This window comes from Pseudomonas cichorii (assembly GCF_015471405.1).
GTDB classification, from domain to species: domain Bacteria; phylum Pseudomonadota; class Gammaproteobacteria; order Pseudomonadales; family Pseudomonadaceae; genus Aquipseudomonas; species Aquipseudomonas serbiensis.
Window position 1 is genome coordinate 54,741 of sequence record NZ_BLVZ01000001.1, and the last position, 14,883, is coordinate 69,623.

Below are 14,883 nucleotides of genomic sequence, written 5' to 3' on the forward strand. Positions count from 1 at the left end.
CCATGCCTGAATGAGTGACAACTTGAGCCCTATCGATTCTGTTGAACCGACAGGGCTGTTATTCAGACTCAGGCTTTGACAGGGGCGCGCCAGTCGTCAGAGCCCAGGCTATGGGCCGATATATGAGTCCAGGTTATCTTGCGATAGGTAAAATGGACGTCTTGCAAGTGGGTGAAATGCTTGCTGGCTGGATCCTGGCAGTTATGCATGTAGTCTTTGATTTCAACGATGATTGCGTCTTCCAGCGTGGTGACGTAATAGTTCTCCTGTATGCCGTCATTAATGCGGTACCAGTGGATTTCGACTTTGGACAGGGTTTCGCCGGCGCTAAGAGCTGCATGCAACAGAGGGGAAGATCTGTCGAAAACCTTGGTGATGCATAGGGGCTTATGCACGCGCTGACCGGTAGGTTGACCTGACTGCGGATCACTGGGAACAGTAACCACATGACTAATGGCCTGGACCATGATTTCATGTTCATGATTCTCCTGATAGATATTCCCGACTGATTCGGAAGTAGAGGCATCTTTAGTAATCAGGCCTTGGCCGGTGCCTGTGATGGTCATGTAGGCGGGGATAGCCATTGATACTCTCCTTGCAAAAAAAAATAAGCGTCCAGCGGCATATTTCGCCAGTGGTACAGCCTGTCTAATACCAAGAAGTGTGCCAGTTTTATTTTTCCTTTTTGGAACATGGAGTTGGCATTTTGCTAGTTTTAAAACAGGCGATTTCAACGGGAAAATTGCGCAAAAAAATGCGCACTTGCGCAAGTTCTTGCATATGTGTTTTTCAAGCCTTGTTTCATGAGTGGTGTGGAATGTTATTCACAGCTATATCCACAATGTATTGCGCAAAAACTTGCGCATGATGGCATTTTTGTCGCATTGATTTGCAGGGGTTGATTTGGTGTTTCGGCTATCTGTTGGCCGCGGTCATGAATTTTCAAGGGGGATTGTAAAATTTTTACCGACAGCGCTGTAGGAAAGGTCCGAAAGTCTGCGGTGTGAGCTTTTTCTGCTTGTTAAAGAATTTTTTCATGGTTAGTGTCCGCATCGTGAGTTTCGCAAAGCGTCTTTCTGATCTGCGTGTTAATTGCCTGACTGGTCGGGCAAGGTTGAGTGATGACTTACTTGGATAAGCTTTCCATTCATTGCCTTGAACTTGTCGAACAACCTGTTTCCCAGATGTCCCATGAAGGTGAAGATATTCGTTTTTCAAACGAATTCGAGGCTCTGGAAGCGGAAGTTGGCAAGGCGTACTCATTGCAGGGGAATGTACAGGTCGATTGGCTTAAAGTGCGTGAGGGCAGTGAATATATCTTGCGTGGATGCTCCAGGGATTTGCGTGTTACGGTCTGGTTGACGTGGGCCTTGTATCAATGTGAATCATTTTCCGGGTTGTTGGCAGGAGTAAGTTTGCTTCACTATTTATGCAGTCATCACTGGCCAGTGCTTCATCCTCGAAAGTTGCGAACTCGAACGGCAGCGTTGAATTGGCTGGTCCCCCGGCTCGAACAGGCGCTTGCCGAAGATGTATCTGTGACAACGCAGTTAGCGTTGTTTCAAAAGCTGGTTGAAATACTTGAAGCTCTGGATAACGTGCTGACGAGTCGTCTGGGTGATGAGGCGCCGCTGCTTTTGCCAGTTCGTCGCCGGCTTGCAGGCATGGTACAGCGTGCGACCGAAAGTAAGCCTGATACAGAAAGTCTTGTTGCCCAGGTAAAGCAGGTGGCTGCCAGGGTTTTTAAAAATGAGGCAGTCATTGAAAACGAAAAAGATGCTCATAAAGCATTGAAAGATCAGCAGGAAAGTGCGCGGTTATTATGCGCCTGGTGGTTACGCCAGAAAGCTACTGATGTACGTGCTTTACGCCTGAGCCGCACGGTGTTGTGGTTGTCTACAGACAGAATGCCCGAATGCAATGTCAGGCAGATAACCACGTTACACGGCATTTCAGAGGATACAGTGAAAGGCTACGCAGAGCGTTTTCAGCAGGGACACTATGCGGATCTGGTGGTTGATATTGAAGCCAGTCTTGCCAAGTCACCTTTCTGGTTTGATGGGCAGCGTCTGGTATGGGAGTGCTTGCGTGCATTGAAATCCGAGGTGGCTATGCGGGAGGTGGAGGTTCTCTTTGCCTTGTTCCTGCAGCGGCTTCCAGGCATTTCTGATCTGAAGTTCCATGATGGATCGCCTTTCGCCGATGATGATACGCGAGGCTGGATCAGTGAGCAGGTAATGCCCCATGTCCAGGTTGCGAGCCCCGCTGATACCAGTGAAAAAAGTGCTGCTCAACCTGAGTGGGAACAGGTGTTACAGGAGGCGCTGGAAGTTTCGCGAAAAGAAGGGCTCAAGACGGCCGTTCAGATGCTTAAACAAAAATTGCAGATTGCTCAGAGTCAGCGGGATCGATTTTATTGGCAGTTCGCCTTGGCACAACTTTGTTACACCGCAAGGAAATATGAACTTGCCAAAAGCCAGCTGGAAATACTGGATCAGTATTTACAGGCGTCAGGGTTTCATACATGGGAGCCCGAGCTTTCCTTGAAAGTGCTGCACACATTGAATAGCTGCTATGAAAGCTTGCCGCAAAGCAATGTGGTAAGGGAACGCAAGGATGAAATATACCGCAGGCTTTGTCACCTCGATCTTGAGGTGCTACTTGAGTAAGCCTTGAAGGCTGGAACGCTAAAGGGGAAACATATGGCAAAAGAAGGTTCTGTCGCGCCTAAAGAACGGATAAACGTCACCTTCAAACCTGCGATTGGAGGTGCAAAGGAAGAAGTTGAGCTTCCATTCAAACTTCTGGTGGTGGGTGATTTTACGCAACGTGCCGATGAGCGGAAGCTTGAGGATCGAAAATCAATAAGCATCGATAAAAACAGTTTTGACGCTGTACTGGAAAAGCAGGAATTGACACTTGCGTTGAGTGTGCCAAACCGCCTTCAAGCGTCTGATGGCAGTGAAGAGTTGGGCATCAATGTCCGGGTTCGCTCAATCAAGGATTTCAATCCGGCCAGCCTGGTAGAACAGGTCCCCGAGCTGAAAAAACTTATGGAATTGCGGGATGCCCTTATGGCGCTCAAGGGGCCTCTTGGGAATGCACCTGCTTTTCGCAAGGCCATTGAAAGTGTGCTTGCCGATGATGAGTCTCGCAACCGTGTACTGGGTGAGTTGGGATTGGATAGTGCTGCATCGGAAAGCGCCTGAGTTATAAGCATAAGGAAATCAATCTAATGAGTGCTAAAGCGCTACAGTCAGAAAATGACAACGCTGTAGAGTATGGGGTTCTTGACCGGATCATCGCCGAAACAAGACTGACGCCCGGCGACGAGGCTTATGATATTGCCAAACGTGGAGTAGCTGCTTTCATTGAAGAGTTGCTGAAGCCACATAACAGCAAGGAGCCCGTAAAAAAGGCATTGGTTGATCGAATGATCGCCGAGATCGATACCCGGCTTGGTCAGCAGATGGATGAAATCCTGCACCACAAAGACTTTCAGGCACTGGAAGCTTCATGGCGTGGTCTTCAATTGCTGGTTGAACGCACTGATTTTCGTGAAAATATAAAAATCGAAATATTGAACGTATCCCGGCAAGATTTGCTGGATGATTTTGAAGACTCGCCAGAAGTCATGCAGTCAGGCCTTTATAAGCATGTCTATACCGCCGAATATGGCCAGTTCGGTGGTAACCCGGTTGGGGCGATCATCGCCAATTATTTCTTTTCGCCAAGTTCGCCTGACGTGAAAACCCTGCAGTATGTATCGAGTGTTGCCTGCATGGCTCATGCACCATTCATCGCTGCTGCCGGTCCCGGTTTTTTTGGTCTTGAGCAATTTACAGGCTTGCCTGACCTGAAGGATCTGAAAGATCACTTCGATGGCCCGCAATTCGTCAAATGGCAAAGTTTTCGTCAACAGGAAGACGCTCGCTACTGCGCCTTGACGGTGCCGCGTTTCCTGCTGCGCAATCCCTATGATCCGCAAGAGAACCCGGTGAAAACGTTTATCTACAGAGAAAACGTTTCCGGTAGCCATGAACATTACTTGTGGGGAAATACGGCCTATGCATTTGCCACTCGCTTGACCGACAGCTTTGCCAGGTTTCGCTGGTGTCCGAACATTATCGGCCCTCAGAGTGGCGGTGCCGTTGAGGGGCTGCCGCTGCACCACTTCCAGAGCATGGGTGAGATCGAAACCAAAATACCCACCGAGGTGCTGGTATCCGATCGCCGTGAGTATGAACTTGCCGAAGAGGGATTCATTGCCCTGACCATGCGCAAGGGAAGTGATAACGCAGCTTTTTTCTCCGCCAGTTCCGTGCAGAAACCCAGGTTCTTCGGCATCAGTGCCGAGGGAAAGACGGCCGAGCTGAACTACAAGCTGGGCACTCAGCTTCCTTACATGATGATTGTCAACCGACTGGCGCATTACCTCAAAGTGCTGCAGCGTGAGCAGCTCGGGTCCTGGAAGGAGCGTACCGATCTTGAGCTTGAGCTGAACAAGTGGATTGGCCAGTACGTGGCGGATCAGGAAAACCCAAGTGCCGATGTCCGTGGCAAACGTCCATTGCGTGCTGCGCAGATTATTGTCAGCAACGTTGAGGGCGAACCAGGTTGGTACCGGGTCAGCCTGAACGTGCGGCCTCACTTCAAATACATGGGAGCGGATTTTACGCTTTCCCTGGTCGGCAAGCTGGACAAGGAATAACGGGATGAAAGTCGCAGGCGCTCTGAAATGAGTCCTTACGGTAGTCTTTTCGAGCGTCTGGGGGGTGAGAGCAGGGGCCGCAATGGTATGAGCCGTGAAGAGTGTGTCATTGCTTCGGTGGCTGCTCATCTTGCGAAAATGCTTAGTACCCGAGCGGGTAGCGTACAGACACTGCCCGATTATGGGCTGCCGGATTTGAATGATATGAGCATGAGTCTGCATGACATCCTTGTCTCCTCTCGTTCAACTATCGAGGCTTTCATCAGAATGTGTGAGCCTCGTTTATCTGGTGTATGTATCGCGCCCTTGCCACACGGAGATGACAAGTTGAAGTTGCGATTTTCCATTGAGGGCTTCCTGACGGTGGACGGTATAAAGCGTGCCGTAAATTTTGTAGCAAGCCTGGATGGTTGTGGAAAAGTAAATATCAATTAAGTGTCAATCAGTCCCTGAACAGGTGGGTAACGCTTGTCTTTTAATAACTATTATCAAAGTGAGTTGACGGCGTTGCGTCAATTAGGGCGTCGCTTTGCCGAGCGTAATCCCTCACTGGCCCCTTTTTTAGGGCAGGCCGGGCGTGATCCGGATGTCGAGCGGTTACTGGAGGGCTTTGCATTCCTGACAGGACGCCTGCGGCAAAAACTCGATGATGAGTTACCTGAACTGACTCACTCCCTTGTGCAGTTGTTATGGCCGAATTACATGCGCCCGTTTCCGGCTGTCAGCATGTTGCAGTTCGAGCCGCTTGAATATTCAGGAACGGGAGTGATCGTTGCCCGTGGGACTCCTGTAGAAAGCATACCTGTCGAGGATTCTGTCTGTCGTTTCAGCACCTGCTACCAGACGGAAGTTCTGCCGTTAAGACTGAGCGCATTGAGTTGCTCGGAAAATGGCAGCGGTGTATTACTTGGCCTGCGTCTTGAGATGAACGGTGATGGAGCGATTGATTCTCTGCAATTGAATCGCTTGCGTCTGCATCTTGCCGGAGAACCACACGTCAGCGAGATGTTGTACCTGGGCCTGATGCGTAACCTTGAAAGGGTCAGCGTGACTCCTTTGGATGCAGAGGGTAATCCTTTGACGACAGGAGCTGCCGGGGAGAAAGTGTCGTTCAATATCCCTGTCGACAAAGTGCAACCTGTGGGGTTCGCCGAGGAAGAGGCACTGATTCCCTATCCCTTGAATACGTTTCGTGGTTATCGTTATCTGCAAGAGTATTTCATATTTAAAGAGAAGTTTTTATTCGTCGATGTGCTGGGGCTTGAGGTTGTCAACACGCTGGCACAGGAGCTCATTGAAAAGGTGAGAGGCGTTGAGTTGTCATTTGATATTGCAAAAAATGATATTCAGCGTTTACGACCCACTCTTCACAATATCAAGCTGTATTGCACTCCTGTCGTGAATCTGTTCAAGCAGGATGCCGTGCCCATTCGTCTTGAAGGAACCCGGGATGAATATCTTTTGATGCCGGGCGGTCATGGTTCAGAAAAATGCGGGATCTTTTCGGTCGATAAGGTGACGGGCTGGCAGCCGGGAGGTCTTGGGTATCAGGAGTTTGTGCTGTTCGAGTCATTCGAGCACGATTCCAGTTTTGATGTGCAGCAGCCCAAGCCTTATTACAGCATTCGTCAGCATCCTTCGCCTTTGCATGATGGTCTGGATACGTATTTGAGTTTTGATGGTCGCCAGACTGAGCGACATGAAACAGTCGCTGTAGAGTTGACGTGTACCCATCAGGGTCTTCCCTTTCACATACCGATGGGGGGCATTTGCAGGCCTTGTGAAGATACGCCTGACTTTTTGAGGTTCAAGAACATTACACCGGCCACTCGCTGCTTTGCGCCACCTCTGCATAGAGAGTTTCTGTGGCGAGTGATAAGTAACATGTCCTTGAACTATCTGTCATTGAACAATGTATCGGCACTGAGAAACATTCTGGAAACGTATGACTTTCCACGCCATTACGATCAGCAGGCGGAAAAGGTCAGCAAGCTGCTTTTGAGCGCGCTCAAGTCTATCCGTCATGAACCGGTCGACCATTTATATCGAGGCCTTCCTGTTCGTGGATTGAAAACCGAGTTGTTGATCGATACACAAGGGTGTGCCGGTGAAGGAGGCTTGTTTGTCTTTGCCTCGGTACTTAATGAGTTTTTTGCTCTTTATGCCAGTCTCAACTCTTTTCACGAGTTGCATGTCAAGAGCACCCAGGGAGAGGTATACGAATGGACGCCGCGCATGGGACTTCAGTCGTTGATCTGAATCGACTGAGTCAGGAAATACCCAGGTATTCCCTGTTTCAGGCAATACCCTTGATTCTCGAACGACTTCGGGAAAGTAACCCTGATATCGATGAAGACGAGATTCAGGAGTTGCTGGAGTTTCAGGCCAATCCAAGTCTGGGGTTCCCCGCGAGTGATATCGATTGTCTGCACTTTTTTGAAGAAAATGGACAGCAACGAGCACGGCTCGGGCTTAATCTTTTGTGTTTGTCCGGAGCCAGTTCGCCATTACCTGCTTTTTATAGTGAGCAAGCCTTGGGTGATAGCAGGGACGCGGAAACGATACGTTCGTTTCTTGATGTCTTTCATCACCGTCTGCAACGACTTGTTTTTCCGGTCTGGTGTAAATATCGCTATGACGCCAGTTTCACCCGTGGTGCGCAGGATTCGTTTTCAGGGCAGCTTTTTGCGCTGATAGGCCTCGCAGGGGAGGATATTCGCAGTACTGAAGAGTTGAACTGGAAGCGTTTGTTGCCTTATCTGGGGTTGCTGAGTCTACGGGCTCATTCAGCAGCATTGATAGAGTCTGTTCTGCGTTACTACTTCAAACATGCAGGTGTATTTATCGAGCAGTGTATGGAGCGCTCGGTCGATATTGTTCAGCGGCAATGCAATCGCCTGGGTGTGGTGAATAACCGTCTTGGCGAGGATGTTGTACTGGGCGAAAGAGTCTGCGACCGAGGTGGAAAGTTCCGTATTCATATCAAACAGCTCGGCTGGAATCGCTTTCACGAATTCCTGCCCATAGGTTCCGGTTTTGGAAGTCTTTCGGCATTGGTGCGTTTCACCCTGCGCGATCAACTGGATTACGACATTCGTCTGGAGTTACGCCAGGACGAAATCAGAGAGCTGCGTATTGGCGAATCGAACCGTTGCCATCTCGGCTGGAGCAGTTGGCTTGGATGTGAGCGGGCTGACGGGCTCGTCACTCTGAATAGCCATTAAGGACAGATATTCATGATCAATGTAGACCTGCAACAACTTGTAAAGGCACTGGATGCAGTAACCCGCCAAGACCTTGAGGGAACTGCCGGGCGTTGTGTGGCAAGAGGCGGGAGCAAGATTCTAGTAGAGGATCTGCTGCTGGCCTTGCTCGAGCGTCCCGGGGGGATACTGTCCCGCGCCTTGCAGGACGCAGATGTCGAGCCAGGAGAGCTGGCGGTAACGTTGCAAATGAGCATGGAGCAAAGCTCCTCCCGAAATCCGGTATTTGCCCCTGAGCTGGTTCAGTGGCTTCAGGATGCGTTACTGGTCGCCAATCTGGAGTTGGGCCAGAGCGAGATAGGTCAGGCCGCCTTGATCCTGGCTCTGCTGCGCAATCCGATCCGCTACGCCGGTAGCCGTTATCAGCCACTTCTGGCGAAGATAAATACCGATCGTGTGCGGGACTTTGCGCTTGGCGAGCAGGTTGCCTCTGCCGATGTCCCGTCAGGAAACGGGGAGTCCCTGCTGGCCCGTTTCACCCACAACCTGACCCGGCAAGCCCGTGAGGGCGGGCTCGACCCGGTTCTGTGCCGTGATTCCGAGATCCGGCAGATGATCGACATCCTGGCCCGTCGCAGAAAGAACAACCCGATTGTGGTCGGCGAGGCGGGCGTCGGGAAGACTGCCATTGTGGAGGGGCTGGCGCTACGGATTGCCCGTGGTGAAGTCCCTCGGCCTTTGCAGGGCGTCGAACTTCTGTCTCTGGACATGGGTTTGTTGCAGGCAGGTGCAAGCCTCAAGGGGGAGTTTGAACGTCGCCTCAAAGGCATCATCGATGAGGTGAAGTCTTCTCCAGAACCGATCATCCTTTTTATCGATGAGGCCCATACCCTGATCGGCGCAGGAGCGCAGGCCGGCAGTTCCGATGCGGCGAACCTGCTGAAACCTGCTCTGGCGAGAGGGGAGTTGCGGACCATCGCGGCAACCACCTGGGCAGAGTACAAGAAGTATTTCGAGAAAGACCCGGCGCTTTCACGGCGCTTTCAGCCTGTGCAGTTGCATGAGCCTACGGTCGATGAAGCCATCACCATTCTGCGCGGCCTGGCCCAGGTCTATGAAAGAAGTCACGGTGTTTATCTGCGTGATGATGCGGTGGTTGCGGCAGCCCGGTTATCTGCACGTTACCTGACCGGACGACAGTTGCCGGACAAGGCAGTTGATGTTCTGGATACGGCCTGTGCTCGTGTCCGCATCAGTCTTGCTGCGGCTCCTGAAAGCCTTGAACGTCTGCGTGCCGAGCTGGCTGAGGGGCAGCGTCAACTCGATGCCTTGCGGCGTGATGCAGATGCCGGATTGTCGGTTGATGCGTGCTTGCTGTATGCGCTGCAAGCCCGGATGGCGCAGGTTCGAGAGGATGAGGCTGAACTGGAAAGGCTCTGGCTTGAGCAACGAGAGATTGCCGGGCATTTGCTTGAGTTACGACAGAAGCTGGCTGCTGCGCGTGCGCAGAAAGACCACGACGCCGTATCCGAATCATTTGAGTATGAACTGCAGATTACCCATCAGCGTCTGGTCCAGGCCCAGGCAAGCAACCGGCTGGTCAGTTTTGAGGTCTGTCCCCGTCTGGTCGCTGAGGTGGTCAGCGCCTGGACCGGTATTCCGCTTTCACAACTGGCCCGTGAGTACAGCGAAAAGGTCGCTGACTTCGCTTCGGACCTGCGTTTCTGGATTCGAGGTCAGGAACAGGCTGTTCAGGCTCTTGATCGATCCATGCGTGCGGTGGCGGCAGGCCTGAACAAACCCGATGCACCTGTCGGCGTCTTTTTGCTGACAGGCCCCAGTGGTGTCGGCAAGACAGAAACGGCTCTGGCTCTAGCTGATCTTCTCTATGGCGGAGAGCGCTTCCTGATCACGATAAACATGTCCGAATTTCAGGAAAAACATACGGTTTCCCGATTGATCGGTGCGCCACCCGGTTATGTGGGGTATGGCGAAGGTGGCATGTTGACAGAGGCCGTCCGGCAGAAGCCATATTCGGTGGTTTTACTGGATGAAGTGGAAAAGGCCGACCCCGATGTATTGAATCTTTTCTACCAGATATTCGATAAGGGTGTGCTCAATGATGGCGAGGGAAGGGAGATCAATTTCCGCAATACCCTGATCCTGATGACCTCCAATCTTGGGAGCGATTACATCACGATGCTTTGCCAGAACGGTCAGCGGCCTGATGCCGATGAGCTGGACAAGATTGTTCGCCCGGTGCTCAGTGCTCACTTCAAGCCGGCGTTGCTGGCACGGATGCAGGTGGTGCCTTATTACCCGATCTGTGGGCCACTGATGCGGGAACTGATCGAACTCAAGCTTCGTCGTCTGGGTGAGCGTTTGTCAGGCCGGCAACTGATGTTCAGCCACTGCCAGGAACTGGTCACTTACCTGGCTGAGCATTGTACTCAAAGCGATAGCGGTGCCCGGTTGGTCGACTGTTTGCTCGACCTTCACGTATTGCCGTTGATTGCAGACCACGTACTGGATGCCATGGCCAGGGGAAACAGGCTGGAAAAAGTACATGTCACGCTCGACGGTACTGGTACCGTTATTTGCGAGTGTGTGTGATATGGGCTTCATGTTCGATTCAATCGAAGAGCCACTCGGCTATGCACAGGAACTCTGTATTCAATACACCAGCATTTCGCAGATATCCGATAGCGAGATGCTGTTGCAGGGTTTTGCTCTGGCGGCATCGGAACTGAGTGGTTGCGAGCTGGCGCGGTTGTATCTGCTCGATGCCACGTATACGCACTTGAAGTTGTGTGCAGAGTCTCGGGACGGTGTGGTCATACCTGGAGTCACTGCAAGCCTTGCAGTGGACTTCAACAGCGAGCAGCCATTGCAGTTATGCCTCTGCCAGAATCAGGTTGTCAGTGTGAGTGAACTCGGTGTCTGTTCATTCGACACCGATTTTTTGCCGCCCCATGAAAAGGCCTGGAAGTCATTGTTATGTGTCCCTCTGATCAATCAGCAACAGAGGGTTGCCGGCCTGTTATTGTGCGCCAGCCTTGAGAGCCGGGTTCTGGCGGGTTTTGCTGAGTCACTGGGAGGGCTGGGGGCATTCGTGCTTGCGCAATTGCATCTGCTGCAACGTCTGCGCAACCTGCAGGAGCCTTTCGTTCAGCCTCTGGCAACGACTCCTCGAGACACCGGCTATGGCTTGATCGGCCAGAGCGAGATCATGCATCAGACCTGTCACTTGATCGGGAAGGTTCTGCATAGCTCATATACCGTTTTGCTGACCGGGGAGACAGGCACAGGCAAGGAGGTGGTTGCCCGAGCCATCCACGACCACGGGCCTCGTCGCTCCATGCCATTTGTCGTCCAGAACTGTAGTGCCTTTCCTGAGGGGCTTCTGGAAAGCGAGCTGTTCGGTTATCGCAGAGGTGCATTTACCGGGGCGGATCGTGACCGGGCAGGTCTGTTCGATGCGGCCAATGGCGGTACGCTGTTGCTGGACGAGATTGGCGATATGCCGCTGTCTCTGCAGGCCAAGTTATTACGGGTCTTGCAGGAAGGAGAGATCCGTCCGCTGGGCTCAAACGTTACCCGCAAGATCGATGTGCGCATCATCGCAGCAACCCACCGCAATCTTCAGGCGCTGGTCGCCGAAGGTCTGTTCAGGGAAGACCTTTACTATCGTCTGGCACAGTTCCCTATTGAGTTGCCTGCCTTGCGCCATCGTGAAGGCGACATTGTGCAGCTGGCACGGCATTTTTCCGACAAGGCCTGCCACTTTCTTCAACGGGTCCCTGTTCGGTGGTCCGAAGTCGCGCTTGTTCTGCTGTGCAAACGTAACTTCCCCGGCAATGTCCGCGAGTTGAAGGGGCTTGTCGAACGCGCTGTGCTGCTGTGCGAAGGCGATGAACTACTGCCTGAGCATTTCTCTTTCGATGTAAAGCTGCTGAGTCGTGACACCAGCCTCAATCTGCGGGAGCGCCTTGAACAAGTAGAGCGCAGCGTATTGCTTGATAGTTTGCGCAAGAGTGGCGGCAATCGCAGTCTGGCTGCACGTGAACTGGGGCTGGCCCGTCGCACGCTGCTTTATCGAATATCTCACTTGAACATCAAGCGCGATGAGTTGCATGCCTGATTAAGAAGACACTCTTCAGGTTGTTCTTATTATTCATGCTCATGGAGGTTTTATGAGTGTTCGCTACTGGCTGCCTGCTGTTTCTGTTCTTGTGGTTATTGCCTTTCTTGCGGGATGCACTGGCCACTTCAAGTTTGATGATGACGAGTACCGTCCTCTGGGCGATCCCGACTCACTAAACCGTGGTAAGTAATCATAAATAGGTGTGCTCATGGAACGGCTTTTTGAAGTGGAAAACACCTTGCTGGACCCTCTTGCAGCACTGGAGTCCAGAAACAGTGTTTATTCAGACATGAATGACTTCTATTCATTGCCCAGTGCGTCCTGGCAGACAGGCCAGAGTCAGGATCATGCTCAAGTAGACAGTGAACATATGTCGTTGCCTGAGTTGATTGATATGCCAGTCACTGAACCTTGTCCGGTCGAGCCGGAAAGGCTGATGGACGACTTCTGGAAAGAGTTTGGCGATGCGCTGGGGATCAGTCTCGATCATCTTGAACTGTCCGGCCGTGAAGCCCTGGCGATAAATACCGCTCGCCTGTTCCGGCAGTGTATTGGCGGCTTGCGAAAAAACCTGCACACCCGCAGTGAGTTGAAACGCGAGTTGCAGTTAGTACCTGACAGCATTAGCCCGCTTGAAGACGCGGCAGATGTCAGCATTGCAATGGATAAATTGCTGCTGGGCACATCGCCGTCGCTTGTTCAGGCCTTTCGTGACTTGCAGGCGCATCAGGTTGCCATGTTTGACGCCGGTCGGACCCTGGTGCGTGCCACTTTCGATCATTTTTCACCGCAACACCTGACCTGGCAGTTTGAGCTGGATAACGGTGCCTCGTTATTGCGGACAGCGGGCAGTCGCTGGCGCGCGTATATGCGCCATTACCGCACTCTGGAACAAGAGAGTGAATGGGAAGAACACCTGCTGGTTCGCAATTTTTCTCAGGCCTATCAAGAGCAGATTCGCCTGATCAATACCCTCCATTTCAATACCCAAGGATGATGCTTATGTTTTGCTTCAGGAGTTCGATCATGCTGTCAGTGCTGTTGGCACTTGGCGGTTGTTCGGCATTGTCGCCTTACTCGACCCAGACTCGTTTGAGTCTGCAGTTGACTGCCAGTGATTACCTTAATCCGGATATCAATGGTCGGTCATCTCCCATTGTCTTGCGTCTGCTGGAGTTAAGGCATCCCGTCACTTTCGAGAACCTGGATTTCTTCAGTTTGTATGGGCGTGCGAGGGAATCCCTGAATAAGGATCTGGTGATCAGTGAGGAACTGGAGTTATTGCCAGGGCAACGTATCGATCTCAAGTTGAGAGCCGGTAAAGACAGTCAATATATCGGTGTCCTGGCGGCTTATCGAAACCTGCCTGAAGCCCGGTGGCGCCATGTTATCCCGCTGACGGCCGAAGGGCATACGCGCACCGGGCTGACACTCGATGAAACCGGTATTCACCGCAGTGATGAATATCAGCCGAAGCGAATGACCGGTCATGAATGAGCATAAAGTCATCTGGCGCGAAGGTATGTTGTTGCGCCCGCAGCACTTCCAGCATAACGACCGTTACTATGACCATCAGATGAAGACCCGTACACGGTTGGCCGGTGCCTACCTGTGGGGTTTCATGACGTTGGTGATTGACCCGCAGTTTCTTGCTTCCGGGCAAATAGTGATTGCGCAGGCCTCGGGTGTTCTTCCCGATGGAAGCATCTTTGACCTCAGGGACCGCGATAAACCTCTGGTGCTGGATATACCGCCAGACATCATGGACACGTCGGTCTATCTTGCGTTGCCGCTGGTGACCGGGAATTACATTGAGGCGCGAGGCCCTGAACAGCCGGATGTGCTGGCACGTTACACCGCCTATACAAGCAAGATATCCGACTCCAATGCCGGGGAGGGTAACGCCACTGAGATCATGTGTGCGCGCCCGGAGTTTCGCCTGCTGCTGGGTGAGCAGCAGAGTGAACAGACTTATGTGAAGCTCAAGCTGTGCCATGTCCTGTCTGTTTCTCCAGACAAGGCGATCACCCTGGCGACTGAGTTCACACCGACATTCATCAACGTTCGCAGCTCGGCCTATCTGGCCTCATGCCTCAAGGAAGTTGTGGGCCTGCTGGAATACAGAGGCGACGTCATTGCCGGGCGCATTCGGGCGAGCGGCAAGGTCGGGGGCGCGGAAGTTGGCGACTTCATGATGTTGCAACTGATCAATCGCACTGAACTTATCCTGAAGCATTACCTGAATATCGAAGATGTTCATCCTGAAGAGTTGTACCGCGTGCTGCTGGTCATGCTGGGTGACCTGGCCACTTTCGGCAGTGACAGCAGGCGTCCCTCACTGAGCAGCACTTATCGACATGGCGATCAGTGTGCGACGTTCAGGGCCTTGATGGCTGATATCCGGCAAGTGTTGTCGATGGTGCTTGAGCAACATGCAACCGAACTGGAACTTCAGGCCCGTCAGTATGGGGTTCTGGTTTCCCCACGTGTCGATCAGCAATTGCTTGGCTCGGCGTCGTTCGTTCTGGCGGCCAGTGCGCATTGCGATACCGAAGAGTTACGGCATCGATTGCCTTCACATCTCAAGGTCGGGTCTGTAGAGAGCATCCGCGAACTGGTCAGCCTGCATCTACCGGGAATCAGGCTCAGGCCACTGCCGGTCGCGCCCCGGCAGATTCCGTTTCACTCGAACAAGACCTATTTCATTCTCGAACTCAGTACTCAGGAACAAGCCCAGGTGGAAAACTCCTGTGGCTTTGCTTTCCATGTTTCAGGTGAGTTTGACGGGCTCGAACTGAAATTCTGGGCCATCAGGAACTCATGAA

The 14,883-nt window shown here is 52.3% G+C and carries 13 protein-coding genes; 12 read left to right on the plus strand and 1 reads right to left on the minus strand.

Translation table 11 applies throughout. From position 1 onward, the window contains the following. Window positions 1-68 precede the first annotated feature (68 nt). Window positions 69-584 (minus strand): Hcp family type VI secretion system effector, encoded by a 516-nt coding sequence (locus JL015_RS00215; protein ID WP_201016924.1) that lies wholly within the window; start codon window positions 582-584, stop codon window positions 69-71. Between the two features lie 537 nt (window positions 585-1,121). Between JL015_RS00215 and tssA the strand changes: the two genes are divergently transcribed. Genes tssA through tssK form a run of 12 tightly spaced genes read left to right on the plus strand, consistent with a single transcriptional unit; the run spans window position 1,122 to window position 14,882 of the window. Next, on the plus strand, window positions 1,122-2,669 hold the full coding sequence (gene tssA / locus JL015_RS00220) for a type VI secretion system protein TssA (RefSeq protein ID WP_201016925.1): 1,548 nt from the start codon (window positions 1,122-1,124) through the stop codon (window positions 2,667-2,669). Window positions 2,670-2,702: 33 nt separating this feature from the next. Further along, window positions 2,703-3,209: a type VI secretion system contractile sheath small subunit gene (tssB, locus tag JL015_RS00225; RefSeq protein WP_201016926.1), complete on the plus strand. Its 507-nt coding sequence runs from the start codon at window positions 2,703-2,705 to the stop codon at window positions 3,207-3,209. Between the two features lie 26 nt (window positions 3,210-3,235). Further along, entirely contained in the window at window positions 3,236-4,711 is a 1,476-nt protein-coding gene (tssC, locus tag JL015_RS00230) for a type VI secretion system contractile sheath large subunit (protein WP_201016927.1), read from the plus strand. 27 nt (window positions 4,712-4,738) lie between these two features. Next, window positions 4,739-5,146, plus strand: a complete 408-nt coding sequence (gene tssE, locus JL015_RS00235) for a type VI secretion system baseplate subunit TssE (protein WP_201016928.1) — start codon at window positions 4,739-4,741, stop codon at window positions 5,144-5,146. A gap of 33 nt (window positions 5,147-5,179) precedes the next feature. Further along, on the plus strand, window positions 5,180-6,970 hold the full coding sequence (gene tssF, locus JL015_RS00240) for a type VI secretion system baseplate subunit TssF (RefSeq protein ID WP_201016929.1): 1,791 nt from the start codon (window positions 5,180-5,182) through the stop codon (window positions 6,968-6,970). Further along, entirely contained in the window at window positions 6,934-7,935 is a 1,002-nt protein-coding gene (gene tssG / locus JL015_RS00245) for a type VI secretion system baseplate subunit TssG (protein WP_201016930.1), read from the plus strand. The genes tssF and tssG overlap by 37 nt, the downstream gene beginning before the upstream one ends. Before the next feature lie 12 nt (window positions 7,936-7,947). Then, window positions 7,948-10,527 carry a type VI secretion system ATPase TssH gene (gene tssH, locus JL015_RS00250; RefSeq protein ID WP_374063351.1) on the plus strand — a complete coding sequence of 860 codons (2,580 nt, stop codon included), beginning with the start codon at window positions 7,948-7,950 and terminating at the stop codon, window positions 10,525-10,527. A gap of 10 nt (window positions 10,528-10,537) precedes the next feature. Further along, window positions 10,538-12,055, plus strand: coding sequence for a sigma-54 interaction domain-containing protein (locus JL015_RS00255; protein WP_201017201.1), 1,518 nt, complete (start codon window positions 10,538-10,540; stop codon window positions 12,053-12,055). Window positions 12,056-12,107: 52 nt separating this feature from the next. Further along, the gene (locus JL015_RS00260) at window positions 12,108-12,248 is read left to right on the plus strand and encodes a type VI secretion protein (protein ID WP_201000341.1); all 141 of its coding nucleotides are present in this window, start codon (window positions 12,108-12,110) and stop codon (window positions 12,246-12,248) included. Window positions 12,249-12,266: 18 nt separating this feature from the next. Beyond that, complete coding sequence (tagH, locus tag JL015_RS00265) at window positions 12,267-13,055, plus strand: type VI secretion system-associated FHA domain protein TagH (protein ID WP_201016931.1); 789 nt, start codon at window positions 12,267-12,269, stop codon at window positions 13,053-13,055. Beyond that, entirely contained in the window at window positions 13,055-13,555 is a 501-nt protein-coding gene (gene tssJ / locus JL015_RS00270; RefSeq protein WP_201017202.1) for a type VI secretion system lipoprotein TssJ, read from the plus strand. Before tagH ends, tssJ begins: the two co-directional genes overlap by 1 nt. Further along, window positions 13,548-14,882, plus strand: a complete 1,335-nt coding sequence (gene tssK, locus JL015_RS00275) for a type VI secretion system baseplate subunit TssK (RefSeq protein WP_201016932.1) — start codon at window positions 13,548-13,550, stop codon at window positions 14,880-14,882. Before tssJ ends, tssK begins: the two co-directional genes overlap by 8 nt. The last annotated feature ends 1 nt before the right edge of the window (window position 14,883 follow it).

Excerpts from the sequence above, each read along its gene's own strand:
- JL015_RS00215 (WP_201016924.1), bottom strand. The coding sequence starts at position 584 with ATGGCTATCCCCGCCTACATGACCATCACAGGCACCGGCCAAGGCCTG.
- tssA (WP_201016925.1), top strand. The coding sequence starts at position 1,122 with ATGACTTACTTGGATAAGCTTTCCATTCATTGCCTTGAACTTGTCGAA.
- tssB (WP_201016926.1), top strand. The coding sequence starts at position 2,703 with ATGGCAAAAGAAGGTTCTGTCGCGCCTAAAGAACGGATAAACGTCACC.
- tssC (WP_201016927.1), top strand. The coding sequence starts at position 3,236 with ATGAGTGCTAAAGCGCTACAGTCAGAAAATGACAACGCTGTAGAGTAT.
- tssE (WP_201016928.1), top strand. The coding sequence starts at position 4,739 with ATGAGTCCTTACGGTAGTCTTTTCGAGCGTCTGGGGGGTGAGAGCAGG.
- tssG (WP_201016930.1), top strand. The coding sequence starts at position 6,934 with ATGGACGCCGCGCATGGGACTTCAGTCGTTGATCTGAATCGACTGAGT.
- tssH (WP_374063351.1), top strand. The coding sequence starts at position 7,948 with ATGATCAATGTAGACCTGCAACAACTTGTAAAGGCACTGGATGCAGTA.
- JL015_RS00255 (WP_201017201.1), top strand. The coding sequence starts at position 10,538 with ATGTTCGATTCAATCGAAGAGCCACTCGGCTATGCACAGGAACTCTGT.
- JL015_RS00260 (WP_201000341.1), top strand. The coding sequence starts at position 12,108 with ATGAGTGTTCGCTACTGGCTGCCTGCTGTTTCTGTTCTTGTGGTTATT.
- tagH (WP_201016931.1), top strand. The coding sequence starts at position 12,267 with ATGGAACGGCTTTTTGAAGTGGAAAACACCTTGCTGGACCCTCTTGCA.
- tssJ (WP_201017202.1), top strand. The coding sequence starts at position 13,055 with ATGCTTATGTTTTGCTTCAGGAGTTCGATCATGCTGTCAGTGCTGTTG.
- tssK (WP_201016932.1), top strand. The coding sequence starts at position 13,548 with ATGAATGAGCATAAAGTCATCTGGCGCGAAGGTATGTTGTTGCGCCCG.